Consider the following 14,847-nt stretch of genomic DNA (forward strand, 5'->3'; position numbering starts at 1 on the left):
GGCGATGGGTCAGTCGACATCCGTGCTGGATGACAGACCGCAATCGCGAGCAGGCTCACTCCTACAGGGGAATGGCGGTGTTCAGGTGGGAATGGGGTGCAGGTCGCAATTGCGCCCGGCCTTGGCCAATTGGCCGGGGACTTCGTGCCCGAGAAGCGCCGGTAATCCGCGCGAGAGTTGCAACAACAGCGGTAAATCAATGCCGGTGTGAATGCCGATCTCATCGCACAGATTCACCAGATCTTCCGTGCAGATATTGCCCGACGCCCCCGGCGCAAACGGGCAACCACCGAGGCCGCCAAGCGCCGCGTCGAAACGCCGGGCACCGGCCTCGTACGCTGCCAGCACATTGCACAAACCCAGGCCACGAGTGTTGTGAAAGTGCAGGGTCAGGTCGGCCGCTGAAACCCGCTGCAACACCCGTCGCACCAAGCGATCGACCTGACGCGGATTGGCCATGCCGGTGGTGTCGGCGAGGGTGATGCCCTGAATGCCGAGTTCCTGATAGGCGTCGAGGATTTGCAGCACGCGATCCTCGGCGATCTGGCCCTCGAACGGGCAACCGAACGTCGTCGCAATGCTGCCATTGAGGCGCACGCCCGAGCCGCTGGCGAACGCGATGATGTCGCCGAACGCCGCCAGTGAATCTTCGCAACGCATGCGCATGTTGGCGAGGTTGTGGGTCTGGCTGGCAGACATCACCAGGTTCAGTTCATCGGCCCTCGCCTCCAGTGCGCGCTGTGCGCCTTTGAGATTGGGGATCAGCGCCACGTAAATCAGCCCCGGCTGGCGTTCAATGCCTTTGAACACCTGCTCGCCGTCACGCAGTGCCGGAATGGCTTTGGGCGAGACGAACGAACCGGCCTCGATGCGGCTGAAACCGGCCAGCGACAGCTGATCGATCAGCGCGATCTTGTCAGCGGTTTCCACCCAGGTCGGCTCGATCTGCAAGCCGTCGCGAGGCGAAACTTCCTGGACGATCAACGTTGGCGAATAGTCCGTGATCATTGCACCACCCCTTGGCTTTTCAGGCGTTCGATGTCGAGTTCAGTCAGGCCGAGACCGGCAAGGATACCGTCGGTGTGCTGGCCGAGGGTCGGCCCCGACCAGTTCACGCCGCCGGGGGTTTCCGACAGTTTCGGGACGATGCCGGGCATCTTCACCGTTGCACCGCCCGGCAGTTCGGCGTTGAGCAACATCTCCCGCGCCTGATAGTGCGGATCGGCAACAATGTCGGCGACCGAGTAGATGCGTCCAGCCGGGACTTCGGCGGCTTCGAGGGCGGCAAGCACGTCGTTGATCGGCAGGCTGCTGGTCCAGTGGGTGATGGCCGCATCGAGCATTCCGCTCTTGGCTGCGCGACCGTCGTTGTGGGCGAACTCCTCGGCGTCGGCCAGATCGCTGCGGCCAATGGTCTGCATCAGCCGCTTGTAGATCGGGTCGCTGTTGCCGGCGATCACCACGTAGGCGCCGTCAGCCGTCAGATAGGTATTGGAGGGGGCAATGCCCGGCAACGCGCCGCCACTGCGTTCGCGGACATGGCCGAGCATGTCGTATTCCGGCACCAGACTTTCCATGACGTTGAACACACTTTCGGCCAGCGACACATCGACCACCTGACCGCCGCCCTGCCCGGTCTTGACCCGCAGCAGCGACATCAAGGCACCGATCACCGCGTGCAGCGAGGCCAGTGAATCGCCGAGGCTGACGCCCACTCGCGCCGGTGGCGAACCGGGCGTGCCAGTGGTGTAGCGAATGCCGCCCATCGCCTCGCCGATCGCACCGAAACCCGGGCGGTCGCGGTACGGTCCGGTCTGGCCGTAGCCGGAAATGCGCACCAGGATGAGGTTGGGATTGAGTGCGTGGAGCACGTCCCAGCCGAGGCCGAGTTTCTCCAGGGCACCGGGGCGCAGGTTCTCGATGATCACGTCGGCGTCGCGGGCCAGTTGCTTGACCAGTTCGATGCCTTCAGCGGATTTGAGGTTGAGCGCCAGCGACTTCTTGTTGCGCGATTGCAGGTACCACCACAGTGAGGTGCCTTCGTGCAGTTTGCGCCATTTGCGCAGCGGGTCGCCCTGACCCATCGCTTCGATCTTGATCACCTCGGCGCCGAATTCGGCGAGCATGCGCGCGGCAAACGGCGCCGCGATGAGGGTGCCGATCTCGATCACTTTGATCGCACTCAAGGGGGCAGTCATTGTGGGATACCTCTTGTTCTTGGAATATGCGGCCAAGGCTAGGGGACACCGCGCGGATCAATCCAGCCTTCACTCGGCAACAAGCGTTCGCGAACTGCGAACGCACCACCCTCCCCCTGTAGGAGCTGCCGAAGGCTGCGATCTTTTGATCTTGCTCTTAAAACAACAGATCAAAAGATCGCAGCCTTCGGCAGCTCCTACAGGGGGATGTGGGGTGGGTGTGGGTGGATCAGTGGCGCAGGTGCTCGAACAACAATCGGCTGACGGGCGACAACCCCACCTCATCGCGCACCACCACAATCAGCGCGCGATCCGACCAGTCATCGGTCAGCGGCACCGCATGCAGCCCCAGCGCCTGGCCAAACAACTCATACGCACGCTGCGGCAAAATCCCGATGCCCATGTTGGCCTGGACCATCCGGCACACCGCATCAAACCCCGGCACATGGATGCGAATGCGCAGGACTTTGCCGGCCTGGCGCGCCGCCGCGTGGGTGCGCATGTTGATCGAACTGGCGGCGTGCAAACCGACGTAATCACTGTCCAGGGTTTCGGCGAACGCCACGCACGCACGCGCCGCCAAAGGGTGTTCGGGCAACATCACGACGACCAGTTTGTCCTCGCGGTAGAGCACGCTGTGCAGGCCTTTGGTGTCGCTGTCGTTGGAACAGATACCAAGATCCGCGACGCCGTCGAGTACACCCTGAATCACCCCGGCGCTGGGCCGTTCTTCCAGATCGGTCTTGACCTCCGAATGCCGCGCCGAGAAGTCGCGCAGGTCTTCGGGGAGGAACTGAATGATCGCCGACAGGTTCGCCAGCATGCGCACATAACCGCGCACACCGTGGCTATGCTCGCCCAGTTCCAGGCCCATTTTTTCGACGTTGAACAGCATCTGCCGCGCATGGTGCAGCAACGTTTCGCCGGCCGGCGTCAGGGTCATGCCTTTGGCCTGGCGCACGAACAGGCTGATGCCCAGCGCCTCCTCCAATTCCATCAGACGCTTGCTGGCCGCCGACACCGCAATGGCTTCGCGCGAGGCGGCGCGGGTCAGCGTGCCCTCTTCGTGCACGGCGACAAACAGTTGCAGGGTGATCAGATCGAGGCGGCGAATCAGGCTTTTCTGCAGCATGGAAGGCTCGCTGGCGGGGTTCGTTCGAGTCGGCAGGATAGCCCGGTTTTTGTTGAAGTCGGACATGTGATTAATCCGCAGACTTTCGCGGCTTCGCCCTACAAACAAAACTCCATCGCCTCTCAGGATTAGCGGAAACGGCCGATTTTTAGCCGACTTTGCGCTCTGTAAAGTCTGGCAATACACACAAATTGCAACACCCCATGGATCGCTACGCTCAAGGAATGTCGCCTGTGAATCTGCCGTTGCCCAGCCTCAACCTGTATTCCAACTACCGCAAAGTCATTGCCCTGGCCGATTACGATTGGGACATCGCCGAACTCGGCAAAGTCGCCGGGCTCAATGTCCACGTGCAAGGTGCCAACCGCCTGCTCGATCAGTACGGTCGTGAATTGCATCACTTCTGTACCACCTCTTATCTGGGCCTCGACCACCACCCGGCCCTGCTTGAAGGCGCCATTGCCGCGCTGCGCGAAACCGGCAGCCTGCGGGTCGCCAACTCGAAGAACCGCTGCAAACTGGCGATTCTGGAGCAATACGAAACCGAACTGTCGCAGCTGTTCGGTGCGGTCTGCCTGAGCACCTTGTCTTGCAGCGCGGCCAGCGCCGGCATCCTGCCGTTGCTGGCCAGCGGCATTTTCACCGAGGGGCAGCCACCGGTGATGGTGTTTGATCGCATGGCGCATTACTCGATGAGTCACTTGAAAGCGGCCTGCGCCGATGAAACCCGGGTGATCACCGCGCCGCACAACGACATGGATTTTCTCGAACGGACCTGCCAGCAGCACGCCCGTGTCGCCTATGTCGCCGACGGCGCCTACAGCATGGGCGGCGTCGCCAACATGGAAGGCCTGCTGTACCTGAAGGATCGCTATGGGCTGTTTCTGTACCTGGATGATTCCCACGCCTTGTCTGCCGTGGGCCAGCAAGGCGCCGGCCTGGTACGTCCGCAAGTAACGGCGCTGGAGGACGACTGCCTGATCGTCGCCTCACTGGCCAAATCGTTTGGCGCCAGCGGTGGGTTGGTCATGCTCGGCAACGCGCGGCAGAAAAAACTCATCCAGCGCTACGGCGGGCCGAGCAACTGGTCGCAAAGTCTCAACTGCGCGGCGATCGGCGCCGGGCGGGCCTCGATCCGTCTGCATCGCAGCGCAGAATTCGCCACGTTGCAGGCGAGCCTGCAGGCTAATATCCGCCTGTTTGACAGCCTGATCAGCACCGAGCAATGCCACAGCAACATGGCCATCCGCCTGATCAAATGCGGCCAGGCGGCGGTGGCCAATCGTATTGCCAGTGAGTTGGCCGAGCAGGGATTTTTCACCAGCGCAGTGTTTTTCCCGGTGGTTGCGCAAGGCAAGGCGGCCATCCGGATTACCCTGCGCGCCGATATGTCGCCAGCACTGATCCGGCGCTTCTGCGAAGTGATGACCGAGCTGTTGCGCACCCACCGTTGCGATGTCGACGACTGAAACAGGGACGATTGATGAACGCCAGCGTCACCCTCCTGATCACCTGTAGCACGGTGTTTCTCGCCCAGTTGGGCATGAGCCTCTACCTGCCGGCGCTGCCGGAGATCGCCCACTCTCTGCAGGCTGAACCTGCGCAGGTGTCGTGGGGATTGGCGCTGTACCTGATCGGCATGGCGCTGCCGATGTTGAGTTGGGGCAGCCTGGCCCAGCGCATCGGGCGCAAACCGGTGTTGCTGGCAGCGCTGGGGATTTACGGGCTGGCCAATCTGGCGTTGCCGTTGGGTTCGACGCTGGAGGCGTTTTTACTCCTGCGCCTGCTGCAAGGTATCGGCGCGAGCGGCATTTCAGTGATGGCGCGGGTGCTGATCCGCGACAGTTTTCGCGGTGCTTTGCTGGCCAAGGCGTTGTCGTGGATTTCGATTTCATTCGTGGTGGCGCTGGGCATCGGCCAGTACCTGGGCTCGATCATCGAGGTGACGCTCGGGTGGCAGGCGATCTTCTATTTGGCGTAACGTGCCTGTTGATGGCGCTGATCGTGTCGCGCGTGCAGTTTCCGACACTGGCCGACGAACCGGCCACCGACTCATCCTGGTCGGTGTACCGGCAGATTTTGCTCCATCGGGCGTTCCTGCTGCCGGCACTGGCCGGAGGTTTGGGCTATGGCGTGATCATCGCTTTCAACACGGCAGCGCCATTGATTCTGCAGGGGCCGTTCGCATGGTCGACGGTGGATTACGGCTTGCTTGGCTGGCCGATCAGTGCGGCGTATTTTCTTGGTGCGCTGGCAGTCAATCACTGTGTCCTGCGGACCGGTCAGCCTTGGTTGATGACCGTGGGCACAGGCTTGATCCTGGTCGGTAGCGGCGTGATGCTGCTGGGCAGTCTGACGGCCAGTTCGGTCGCGTGGCTGTTTTGGCTGCCCTACTGCGTGGCGGTGTCTGGCCAGTCGCTCAATTACCCGATCAGCCTGTCACGCGCCAACGATGGCGCGCCGATTGCGGGGGCCTACGCGATGGCGTTGAGCGGGTTCATTCATCAATTGATGGCGGCGATCATTGGCGCGGTGGCCAGTCTGATCGCCAGCGCAGAGGCGTGGCCGTTGTCGCTGCTGTGCGTGTTGCTGGCCCTCGGCGCGATGCTCTGCACACGATTCGCGCCGGCGGGCAATCCGCGCTAGAACGCGTTACGGAAAATCTCCTCGATCTGCCGTTGATCCGCCGCGCGCGGGTTGGTCAGACCGCAAGCGTCTTTCAGTGCATTGGTGGCGAGCACCGGGATGTCGTTGAGCTTCGCGCCGAGTTCACGCAAGCCGCCGGGGATGTCAACGTCCCGGGCCAGGCAACGGATGGCGCTGATCGCCGCCTGGGCGCCCTCTTCCGGACTGAAACCACGAATATCCGCGCCCATCGCGTGCGCCACATCGGTCAGGCGATCCGCACAGACCAGCGCGTTGAATGTCTGCACATGCGGCAGCAACACGGCGTTGCACACCCCGTGGGGCAAGTCGTAGAAACCGCCCAACTGATGCGCCATCGCATGCACGTAACCAAGCGAGGCATTGTTGAACGCCATGCCGGCGAGGAACTGCGCGTAAGCCATGTTCTCCCGCGCGGCGAGGTCGCTGCCGTCGCGCACGGCCAGGCGCAAATTGTTGCTGATCAGGGTCATGGCCTTCAGCGCGCAGGCGTCGGTGATCGGGTTGGCGGCGGTCGAAACGTAAGCCTCGATCGCATGGGTCAACGCGTCCATGCCGGTGGCGGCGGTCAAGCCTTTGGGCATCGCGACCATCAGCTGCGGGTCGTTGACCGACAGCAGCGGCGTGACGTTGCGGTCGACGATGGCCATTTTCACGTGGCGCGATTCGTCGGTGATGATGCAGAACCGCGTCATCTCGCTGGCGGTGCCGGCGGTGGTGTTGATGGCGATCAGCGGCAGTTGCGGTTTGCTCGATTGATCGACGCCTTCGTAATCGCGAATTTCACCGCCGTTGGTCGCACACAGGGCGATGCCCTTGGCGCAATCGTGAGGCGAACCGCCGCCCAGCGAGACGACAAAATCGCAGCGACTTTCCTTGAGCAAGCCCAGCCCGGACTCGACGTTGGCGATACTCGGGTTCGGCTTGGCGCCGTCGAAAATCACCGAGTCGATGTCCTGCATCGCCAGTTTCTCGGCGAGCATGGTGGCCACGCCGGCCTTGGCCAGCCCCGCGTCGGTGACGATCAGCGCCTTGCGAAAACCGTAGTTGCGAATCGCGACCATGGCTTCGTCGAGGCAGCCGTTGCCCATGATGTTTACCGCCGGAATGAAAAAGGTACTGGTCATGCGCACGTCTCCTGACAGGGGCCGAATCGACTGCTCCGGTTCGGCGGATGCACACAGGATCGACCGATCGGTCACCGTCGATGTTGATCTGGCTCAATGCCCGCTCGTGATAAAGTCGCCGCCCATCAGCCCCTATGTTTTGAGACCTCCTACGCAATGACCGATTTTCTGGATGTCGACGCCTCCCTCGAAGACTGGAACGCCCTGCGCGCCACAGCCGAGTTCAACGGCCTGCTGGTGGGCAATGGCGCCAGCCGTGCGGTGTGGGACGATTTTGGCTACGACTCGCTGTTCGAAAACGCCCGCACCGTGGAAGAGAAACCGCTGAGTGCCTCGGAACTGGCCGTGTTTGACGCGATGCAGACGCGCAGCTTCGAGCAAGTGCTTGGCGCGCTGAAAACCACCAGCCGGGTCAACAAGGCTCTGGCCGTCAGCTCCGCCGCCCCGCGCAATCGCTACTACGCGATCAAGGAAGCGCTGATCAACACCGTGCACGCGGTACACATTCCGTGGCGACTGGTGAAAGCCTCGACGCTGGCGACGTTGAATGAAGAACTGGCGCGCTATCGCACGGTGTTCACCACCAATTACGACTTGCTCAACTACTGGGCGCTGCAACACCAAAGCGAGGCCATCGACGACCTGTTCAACGGCGCCAATGCGAGTTTCGACCTGAGCGAAAGCGCCACCGCCAAACCGCGTTTGCTGTACCTGCACGGTGGCCTGCACCTGGTGCGCAATCAGGATGGCACGGCGCGCAAACTGACCTCGACCGAGGGCACGTTGCTCGGCAGCTTCGCCATCAACAATACGATCAAGACGCTGGATGACGTGCCGCTGTTCGTCACTGAAGGGCCGAGTGCGGACAAGCTCAAAACCATTCGCAGCTCGGATTACCTGTCGTTTTGTTATGAGCAGTTGTTGGGGCATGACGGCGGTTTGTGCATCTTTGGTCATGCCTTGGGCGAGCAGGATGCGCACATCGTTCGCGCGCTGCGCTTGGCGAAACCGAAGACTGTGGCTATCTCGATTTATCCGCGCAGTGCGGCGTTTGTGCAGCATCAGAAGCGGTATTACGCGCAGGTGTTTGACGGGACGGGGGCTGAGTTGAGGTTTTTTGATGCGAAGACGCATGCGTTGGGCAGCCCGAAATTGTCGGTACCGGTCGAGGTTTGAAGCAAGATCAAAAGATCGTCCGAAGGCTCGGGCCGCGTTCGGACGATCTTTTGATTTCAGGGTTCATTCCTCAGCGCTGTGCACCACCACCAGCAACTGCGCCTGCACCTCGCCGACCGAGCGGATCCGGTGCGGTTTCTGCGCATTGAAATGCAGTGCATCGCCGCGTTGCAGCAGCACTTTCTCGTTCATGAAATCCACTTCCACCTGCCCTTCGTGAACGAACAGAAACTCCTCGCCCAAATGCTCCTTGAAGGTCTTGTCGCTGAACTCGCTCGGCGGATAGATGATGAACGGCAGTAAATTGCGCTCGCTGACCTGGTGCGCCAGCACCGCATACCCCGGGCTCTGATCATTGGCGGCCAGTGACTGACGTTCATGGCTGCGCACCAGGCTGTAGCTGTCGAGGCTGACGTTGTCTTCGGAGAACAATTCCTCGACCTTCACGTTCAGCGCTTTCGCCAGTTTCAACGCGGCAGCAATCGACGGTGTGTTCAACCCGCGCTCGACTTTCGACAGATAACTCTTGGTCATGCCGGATTTTTCGGCCAATGCCTCAAGGGTTACGCCAAGTTTTTTTCTTAATAATTTCAAACGGATAGACATGCGCAGCGGTTATTCCATCAAGGAAGCGACGATTTGTGCTTGCCAATGACACTTTGTGTCATATAGCCTCTTTCGTGTCATTTGCAATCACCCAAAGGACACAGACATGGCCAAGACATTAGCACTACCCAAAGACCAACTGGTCAAGCAAGCGCTGACCCAGATGCAAAAAAGCCTTGCGGATAATACGTGGACAGACCGGCAAAAGCTGGCTTTGACCTGCCGGATTCTGTTCGAGAACGGTCACGACTCAGGCCTGGCCGGGCAAATCACTGCCCGTGGCCCGCAGCCCGGCACCTATTACACTCAGCAATTGGGCCTGGGTTTCGACGAAATCACCGCGAGCAATCTGCTGCTGGTCAACGAGGATCTGGAAGTGCTCGAAGGTCACGGCATGGCCAACCCGGCCAACCGTTTTCACAGCTGGGTGTACCGCGCCCGTCCGGACGTCAACTGCATCATCCACACCCACCCGACGCACGTTGCCGCGTTGTCGATGCTCGAAGTGCCGCTGCAGATTTCCCACATGGACCTGTGCCCGCTGTACGACGACTGCGCGTTTCTCGAAGGCTGGCCGGGCGTGCCGGTGGGTAACGAAGAAGGTGAATTGATTGCCGGTGCGCTGGGCGACAAACGCGCGATCCTGCTTTCGCACCACGGTCAGCTGTCGACCGGCACGACCATTGAAGAGGCCTGTGTCATCGCTCAATTGATCGAACGCGCGGCGAAGTTGCAGTTGCTGGCGATGGCGGCAGGCACGATCAAACCGATTATCCCCGCGCTGGGCCGCGAGGCGCATGACTGGATCTCGAAACCGAAACGCCATGCCGCCGCCTTCAACTATTACGCCCGGCAGAACCTGCGCCAACACGCCGATTGCCTGAACTGAACCCCTCTTACGGAGACACTCCCATGTCCAACATTCACGGCATCATCGGCTACACCATCACCCCGTTCAGCGCCAATGGCGAAGGGCTGGATCTGCCGGCACTCGGCCTATCGATTGACCGCTTGATCGCCAGCGGCGTCCACGCCATCGCGCCATTGGGCAGCACCGGCGAAGGCGCTTACCTGAGCGATGCGGAGTGGGACCAAGTCGCCGAATTCAGTATCAAGCACGTGGCCAAACGGGTGCCGACCATCGTCAGTGTGTCCGACCTGACCACCGCCAAAGCCGTTCGCCGCGCACGTTTCGCCGAAGCCCATGGCGCCGATGTGGTGATGGTGCTGCCGGCGTCGTACTGGAAGCTCAGCGAGGCGGAAATTCTCGCGCATTACCGCGCCATCGGCGAGAGCATCGGCGTGCCGATCATGCTCTACAACAACCCGGCCACCAGCGGCACCGACATGTCGGTCGAGCTGATTCTGCGCATCGTCAACGCCGTGGAAAACGTGACCATGGTCAAGGAGAGCACCGGCGACATCCAGCGCATGCACAAGCTGCAATTGCTCGGCGAAGGTCAGGTGCCGTTCTACAACGGCTGCAATCCGCTGGCACTGGAGGCGTTTGCCGCCGGGGCGAAAGGTTGGTGCACAGCAGCGCCGAACCTGATCGCGCAATTGAATCTGGACCTTTATGACGCGGCCATGGCCGGCGACCTGGACCGGGCGCGCGACTTGTTCTACCGCCAGTTGCCGTTGCTGGACTTCATCCTCAAGGGTGGGCTGCCGGCAACCATCAAGGCCGGGCTGCGTGCAACCGGGCTGGAGGTGGGCGAACCGCGCTTGCCGGTGTTCCCGCTGAACGAGCCCGGCCGCGCTCACCTCAACGACCTGCTGAAAACCCTGCGCTAACCACCCCTGTAGGAGCTGCCGCAGGCTGCGATCTTTTGATCTTGAAAACAGAATCAAAAGATCGCAGCCTGCGGCAGCTCCTACATTATCGGCGCTCAGAGGCTGGCGGCGCGTTGCATGGCTTCGCGGTTGAACGGCTGATCCTTGAGCACCTGCGCGATAAACGCATCACTGATCAGACGCACATGCTCCATCTGGCCTCCAGACGGATTGACCAGACCACGCCAGGCGCTGGAATGGTTGTTCACCGCGTACACACCCAACACTTCCTTGCCGTGGCTGAGGCTGAATACCACCGTGCTGTCCCAACTGACCGGCACCGGCACAATGAACATCGTCAAGGCGCTCAAAAACATCTGTGGCTGCAAGCCGCCGATGTCGCTGTTGGCGATCACCAACACGTTGTAACCGTCCTCGCTGCGTCCGGCCTTGACCTCGTCGAAGGTGCCGCGATGGCGCAATTCGTCGCGCAGCATCCAGCTCGGCAGCCCGATGACGTTGACGCTGATCGCCGGCAAGCGTTCGCTGTAATCGACCTCCGGTGTCTTCAGACTGTGGGTGGTCTGACAGCCGCCCAGCAGCAAGAGCATTCCGAGTAACAGAGCATGGATACGCATTAGAGTTTTCCTGACAGCATGGCTTTATAAACAGAGGCGCTGGGGCCGTTTTCTTCGCGGATGAACGGCGTCGCGGTGTAAAGGTTCGGCATGTCCAGACGCTGCAGGCCTGGCACTTGCGGGTACTTGGCGCGCACCAGCGCCGCGTCGCGCTCAAGGTGATCGCTGTGCAAAAACAGGCACGTCATGTCGCGACCGAGCAAACAGCCGGCGCGAAAATCACCGATGTAATAGGCTTTGCCGGCGTCCAGTTGCAGGCCAATGGTGAAGTCTTCACGGCTCCACGACAGCGACTGGCCGCGATCGAAACGCACGTTATAGATTTCGTAGCGTCCGGGTTTCAGCGGCATGACAAACAGCGTGCCGATCCCGTGACCGGTCTCGCGCACGTCGCGCTCGGTGCGAGCATAAAACTCGTTGTGCAACCGCGCCGTGGCGAAGTCATCGCTGCCACGTTTGCGGATCATCAGCATCTGGTCATGAGCGCCGAATTTGGCCTTCGGCCAGATACCGACCACGCCCACCAGATAAGCCACGCCGGAATCGGCGGTCGGGCTGAGTTCGTCATCAATCTGGGTCGGGGACAGGCTGTAGCAGCCGCTCAAGCCGAGCAGCACGGTCAGGACAGCAAAAAAACGCATCATCAGCGGAAAAACTCTCGCGGGTAAACAAATCAGACACGCACGAAAGAGTTCTTCAGATCGCCCCTTCCATGGATTGGCGGCGAAGGATACGCAAAATGATGGCACATTGCCAGAATTCGGGCGCCATTGCTTTGGCGCACGAATACCAGAGGGATGTTCAGAGCACTGGCAGGGTCTTGTCTTTGATTACCTTGGTCGGGCCATTGACCTTGACGCTGGCGATGCCTTTATCGCAGGCAGCGTCTGAGGAATAAGCCTCGCTGCTGCCAATGATCTGGTGATTGGCGGCTTTGAGATTGAAGTACGGATGCCCGTCCTTCGTCGACTTCTTCTCGTAGCGTTCATCCAGCGGGCTGTTGCTCTGCACTGACGCAATGCCGCCCTCGGCCGCCGCGCGGGTGGTGTACAGCTCGCTGGTCAGAATCGTTTCGGCATTCGCCGCTTTCAGCACGAACCGGAACTGGCCGTTGCTGCTTTTACTCAATTCATACCATCCGGACATGCTCGTTTCTCCTGGGCGATTGAGGGATTTCGCGCTTCAGAGTAAAGACCAGCCAAGCGAATCTGTCGCCTATACCGGCCCCATCGCGGGCAAGCCCGCTCCCACAGGGTACGAGGCACACACGATACCTGTGGGAGCTGGCTTGCCAGCGATAGGATCAACCCGGTCTGGACTATTTCACCTGCGCCCGCACCACCGACAACGCCGGCACAGTAACCCGCCGCTGGCTCAGATAGCGCATGCAACTCACGCGCAGGAACGAGGCAAAATTCACCACTTCACCGCGATAATCCATCACCTCTTCATACAGCTTGGCGATCAATTGGTTGGTGCTCATGCCGTCGACCTCGGCAATCTCGCTGAGGATGTCCCAGAACTGATTTTCCAGGCGCAATGTCGTCACTACGCCGCAGATGCGCAGCGAGCGCGAGCGTGACTCGTAGAGAATCGGGTCAGCCTTGACGTAGAGCTCGCACATGGGCGAAACCTCGTTTACAGGGTGATTTTCGTGCCGAGCAAGCCAAGGAAACCGGCCAGCCAGTTCGGATGCGCCGGCCATGCCGGGGCTGTCGCCAGATTGCCTTGAACGTGGCCATCCGTCACTGCGATGTCGATGTACGTACCGCCCGCCAGTCGCACTTCCGGGGCGCAGGCCGGATAGGCGCTGCACTCACGTCCTTCGAGCACACCCGCTGCGGCCAGCAGTTGTGCGCCGTGGCAAACGGCGGCGATCGGTTTGCCGGCCTTGTCGAAGGCGCGCACCAGGTCGAGGACTGTGTCGTTGAGGCGCAGGTATTCCGGCGCACGGCCGCCGGGGATCAACAGCGCGTCATAGTCGGCCTCGCGGGCCTTGGCGAAGTCGAAGTTGAGGGCGAACAGGTGACCGGGTTTTTCGCTGTAAGTCTGATCGCCTTCGAAGTCATGGATCGCAGTGCGCACGGTGCTGCCAGCCGCTTTGTCCGGGCACACGGCGTGGACGGTATGCCCGACTATTTGCAGGGCCTGGAACGGCACCATCACTTCGTAGTCTTCGACGTAATCGCCAACCAGCATCAGGATTTTTTTCGCGGCCATGGGGAGGACTCCTCTGGGAAATGCTTGGGAGTATTGAAGGTAGACCTATTCGACAGTGACGGGTAACAACGGGCTACTACTGTAGGAGCTGCCGAAGGCTGCGATCTTTTGATCTTGACCTTAAAAACAGGATCAAAAGATCGCAGCCTTCGGCAGCTCCTACGTGGCGGGGACTACCCGCAACTGTACGGATAAGTAAGTGCCTAGCTGTAACAGCCACAAGCCCCCGGTTTGTGGCTTGATGAAGGTCACTCTCAACCCCTACGATTCTGGTCCCCATCATGTCCTCGCGCGAAAATACCGGCATGGCCCTCGGCCTGCTCGGCGTGGTGATTTTCAGCCTCACCCTGCCCTTCACCCGCATCGTGGTGCAGGAACTGCATCCGCTGCTCAACGGCCTGGGGCGCGCGTTGTTCGCGGCGATTCCGGCGGCGTTGCTGTTGTTGTGGCGTCGTGAGAAATGGCCGACCTGGCGACAAGTCAAAGGCCTGAGCCTGGTGATCGCCGGAGTGATTCTCGGGTTCCCGGTGTTGTCGGCGTGGGCGATGCAAACGCTGCCGGCGTCCCACGGCGCATTGGTCAATGGCTTGCAACCGCTGTGCGTGGCGCTGTACGCGGCATGGCTGTCCCACGAGCGGCCGTCAAAAGCCTTCTGGGCCTGCGCGGCATTGGGCAGTGCGTTGGTGCTCGGTTATGCGCTGTATAGCGGCGCGGGCAGCATTCAAGCCGGGGATTTGTTGATGCTCGGGGCGATTGCGGTCGGCGGCCTGGGTTACGCCGAAGGTGGCCGGTTGGCCAAGGAGATGGGGGGCTGGCAGGTGATCTGCTGGGCGCTGGTGCTGTCGACGCCGCTATTGATCGGGCCGGTTTTGTACTTGGCACTGCAGCATCAAGGCGCGGTCTCGACCAAAGCCTGGTGGGCGTTTGGCTACGTCGCCCTGTTCTCGCAGTTTCTCGGGTTCTTTGCCTGGTATGCCGGGCTGGCCATGGGCGGGATCGCTCGAGTCAGTCAGATCCAGTTGCTGCAGATCTTCTTCACCATCGCGTTCTCGGCACTGTTCTTTGGTGAGCACGTCGAGCCGATTACCTGGGTGTTTGCCTGCGGGGTGATTGCGACCGTGATGCTCGGCCGTAAAACCGCCGTGCAACCGGCCCGCATAGCCACCGTATGAACGGTTGATCGGTTGATCGGTTGATCGGTTGATCGGTTGAACGGTTGAACGGTTGAACGGTTGAACGGTTGAACGGTTGAACGGTTGAACGGTTGAACGGTTGATTATGTAGGAGCTGCCGAAGGCTGCGATCTTTTGATT

15 protein-coding genes and 1 pseudogene are annotated in these 14,847 nt (G+C 60.8%); 6 read left to right on the forward strand and 10 right to left on the reverse strand.

Features of this window, described 5'->3' with window-relative positions:
• Positions 1–81: 81 nt before the first annotated feature.
• The 3 genes from ACZZ0B_RS19195 to ACZZ0B_RS19205 form a co-directional block, all read right to left on the reverse strand.
• Positions 82–1,008, reverse strand: coding sequence for a hydroxymethylglutaryl-CoA lyase (locus tag ACZZ0B_RS19195; RefSeq protein WP_463545999.1), 927 nt, complete (start codon positions 1,006–1,008; stop codon positions 82–84).
• Complete coding sequence (locus ACZZ0B_RS19200; RefSeq protein WP_463546000.1) at positions 1,005–2,198, reverse strand: CaiB/BaiF CoA transferase family protein; 1,194 nt, start codon at positions 2,196–2,198, stop codon at positions 1,005–1,007. The genes ACZZ0B_RS19195 and ACZZ0B_RS19200 overlap by 4 nt, the downstream gene beginning before the upstream one ends.
• 229 nt (positions 2,199–2,427) lie before the next feature.
• On the reverse strand, positions 2,428–3,330 hold the full coding sequence (locus ACZZ0B_RS19205; RefSeq protein ID WP_463546001.1) for a LysR family transcriptional regulator: 903 nt from the start codon (positions 3,328–3,330) through the stop codon (positions 2,428–2,430).
• A 224-nt stretch (positions 3,331–3,554) separates the two neighbouring features.
• On the opposite strand from ACZZ0B_RS19205, the gene ACZZ0B_RS19210 reads away from it, so the two are divergent.
• Together ACZZ0B_RS19210 and ACZZ0B_RS19215 are read left to right on the forward strand one after the other, a co-directional pair.
• On the forward strand, positions 3,555–4,799 hold the full coding sequence (locus ACZZ0B_RS19210; protein ID WP_463546002.1) for an aminotransferase class I/II-fold pyridoxal phosphate-dependent enzyme: 1,245 nt from the start codon (positions 3,555–3,557) through the stop codon (positions 4,797–4,799).
• A 14-nt stretch (positions 4,800–4,813) separates the two neighbouring features.
• A pseudogene (locus ACZZ0B_RS19215) lies at positions 4,814–5,976 on the forward strand (MFS transporter).
• On the opposite strand, the gene yiaY reads toward ACZZ0B_RS19215, so the two are convergent.
• The gene (gene yiaY, locus ACZZ0B_RS19220; RefSeq protein WP_463546003.1) at positions 5,973–7,121 is read right to left on the reverse strand and encodes an L-threonine dehydrogenase; all 1,149 of its coding nucleotides are present in this window, start codon (positions 7,119–7,121) and stop codon (positions 5,973–5,975) included. The pseudogene ACZZ0B_RS19215 and the gene yiaY overlap by 4 nt on opposite strands.
• Positions 7,122–7,277: 156 nt before the next feature.
• On the opposite strand from yiaY, the gene ACZZ0B_RS19225 reads away from it, so the two are divergent.
• On the forward strand, positions 7,278–8,297 hold the full coding sequence (locus ACZZ0B_RS19225) for a DUF4917 family protein (protein WP_440096356.1): 1,020 nt from the start codon (positions 7,278–7,280) through the stop codon (positions 8,295–8,297).
• A 63-nt stretch (positions 8,298–8,360) separates the two neighbouring features.
• On the opposite strand, the gene ACZZ0B_RS19230 is transcribed toward ACZZ0B_RS19225, so the two are convergent.
• Positions 8,361–8,903 carry a helix-turn-helix domain-containing protein gene (locus tag ACZZ0B_RS19230; protein ID WP_008076856.1) on the reverse strand — a complete coding sequence of 181 codons (543 nt, stop codon included), beginning with the start codon at positions 8,901–8,903 and terminating at the stop codon, positions 8,361–8,363.
• A 106-nt stretch (positions 8,904–9,009) separates the two neighbouring features.
• On the opposite strand from ACZZ0B_RS19230, the gene ACZZ0B_RS19235 reads away from it, so the two are divergent.
• On the forward strand, positions 9,010–9,792 hold the full coding sequence (locus tag ACZZ0B_RS19235; RefSeq protein WP_463546004.1) for an aldolase: 783 nt from the start codon (positions 9,010–9,012) through the stop codon (positions 9,790–9,792).
• 23 nt (positions 9,793–9,815) lie between these two features.
• Positions 9,816–10,697: a dihydrodipicolinate synthase family protein gene (locus ACZZ0B_RS19240; protein WP_463546005.1), complete on the forward strand. Its 882-nt coding sequence runs from the start codon at positions 9,816–9,818 to the stop codon at positions 10,695–10,697.
• A gap of 95 nt (positions 10,698–10,792) precedes the next feature.
• Here the strand turns inward: ACZZ0B_RS19240 and ACZZ0B_RS19245 are convergent, their stop codons facing one another.
• From ACZZ0B_RS19245 to ACZZ0B_RS19265, 5 genes are all read right to left on the reverse strand, one after another.
• A complete protein-coding gene (locus tag ACZZ0B_RS19245; protein ID WP_008083146.1) occupies positions 10,793–11,314 on the reverse strand; it encodes a hypothetical protein in 522 nt (173 codons plus the stop codon).
• On the reverse strand, positions 11,314–11,958 hold the full coding sequence (locus tag ACZZ0B_RS19250; RefSeq protein ID WP_008083144.1) for a hypothetical protein: 645 nt from the start codon (positions 11,956–11,958) through the stop codon (positions 11,314–11,316). The genes ACZZ0B_RS19245 and ACZZ0B_RS19250 overlap by 1 nt, the downstream gene beginning before the upstream one ends.
• A 157-nt stretch (positions 11,959–12,115) precedes the next feature.
• Positions 12,116–12,460 (reverse strand): YegP family protein, encoded by a 345-nt coding sequence (locus ACZZ0B_RS19255; protein WP_158829338.1) that lies wholly within the window; start codon positions 12,458–12,460, stop codon positions 12,116–12,118.
• A 172-nt stretch (positions 12,461–12,632) separates the two neighbouring features.
• Positions 12,633–12,938, reverse strand: coding sequence for a ribbon-helix-helix domain-containing protein (locus tag ACZZ0B_RS19260; RefSeq protein WP_440096359.1), 306 nt, complete (start codon positions 12,936–12,938; stop codon positions 12,633–12,635).
• Between the two features lie 14 nt (positions 12,939–12,952).
• Positions 12,953–13,534, reverse strand: a complete 582-nt coding sequence (locus tag ACZZ0B_RS19265) for a DJ-1/PfpI family protein (RefSeq protein WP_463546006.1) — start codon at positions 13,532–13,534, stop codon at positions 12,953–12,955.
• A gap of 281 nt (positions 13,535–13,815) precedes the next feature.
• Between ACZZ0B_RS19265 and ACZZ0B_RS19270 the strand changes: the two genes are divergently transcribed.
• Complete coding sequence (locus tag ACZZ0B_RS19270) at positions 13,816–14,706, forward strand: DMT family transporter (RefSeq protein ID WP_463546007.1); 891 nt, start codon at positions 13,816–13,818, stop codon at positions 14,704–14,706.
• The last annotated feature ends 141 nt before the right edge of the window (positions 14,707–14,847 follow it).

Source organism: Pseudomonas sp. AC247 (genome assembly GCF_979258015.1).

Coding starts and splice junctions, on each gene's coding strand:
- ACZZ0B_RS19195 (WP_463545999.1), bottom strand. CDS start 1,008: ATGATCACGGACTATTCGCCAACGTTGATCGTCCAGGAAGTTTCGCCT.
- ACZZ0B_RS19200 (WP_463546000.1), bottom strand. CDS start 2,198: ATGACTGCCCCCTTGAGTGCGATCAAAGTGATCGAGATCGGCACCCTC.
- ACZZ0B_RS19205 (WP_463546001.1), bottom strand. CDS start 3,330: ATGCTGCAGAAAAGCCTGATTCGCCGCCTCGATCTGATCACCCTGCAA.
- ACZZ0B_RS19210 (WP_463546002.1), top strand. CDS start 3,555: ATGTCGCCTGTGAATCTGCCGTTGCCCAGCCTCAACCTGTATTCCAAC.
- yiaY (WP_463546003.1), bottom strand. CDS start 7,121: ATGACCAGTACCTTTTTCATTCCGGCGGTAAACATCATGGGCAACGGC.
- ACZZ0B_RS19225 (WP_440096356.1), top strand. CDS start 7,278: ATGACCGATTTTCTGGATGTCGACGCCTCCCTCGAAGACTGGAACGCC.
- ACZZ0B_RS19230 (WP_008076856.1), bottom strand. CDS start 8,903: ATGTCTATCCGTTTGAAATTATTAAGAAAAAAACTTGGCGTAACCCTT.
- ACZZ0B_RS19235 (WP_463546004.1), top strand. CDS start 9,010: ATGGCCAAGACATTAGCACTACCCAAAGACCAACTGGTCAAGCAAGCG.
- ACZZ0B_RS19240 (WP_463546005.1), top strand. CDS start 9,816: ATGTCCAACATTCACGGCATCATCGGCTACACCATCACCCCGTTCAGC.
- ACZZ0B_RS19245 (WP_008083146.1), bottom strand. CDS start 11,314: ATGCGTATCCATGCTCTGTTACTCGGAATGCTCTTGCTGCTGGGCGGC.
- ACZZ0B_RS19250 (WP_008083144.1), bottom strand. CDS start 11,958: ATGATGCGTTTTTTTGCTGTCCTGACCGTGCTGCTCGGCTTGAGCGGC.
- ACZZ0B_RS19255 (WP_158829338.1), bottom strand. CDS start 12,460: ATGTCCGGATGGTATGAATTGAGTAAAAGCAGCAACGGCCAGTTCCGG.
- ACZZ0B_RS19260 (WP_440096359.1), bottom strand. CDS start 12,938: ATGTGCGAGCTCTACGTCAAGGCTGACCCGATTCTCTACGAGTCACGC.
- ACZZ0B_RS19265 (WP_463546006.1), bottom strand. CDS start 13,534: ATGGCCGCGAAAAAAATCCTGATGCTGGTTGGCGATTACGTCGAAGAC.
- ACZZ0B_RS19270 (WP_463546007.1), top strand. CDS start 13,816: ATGTCCTCGCGCGAAAATACCGGCATGGCCCTCGGCCTGCTCGGCGTG.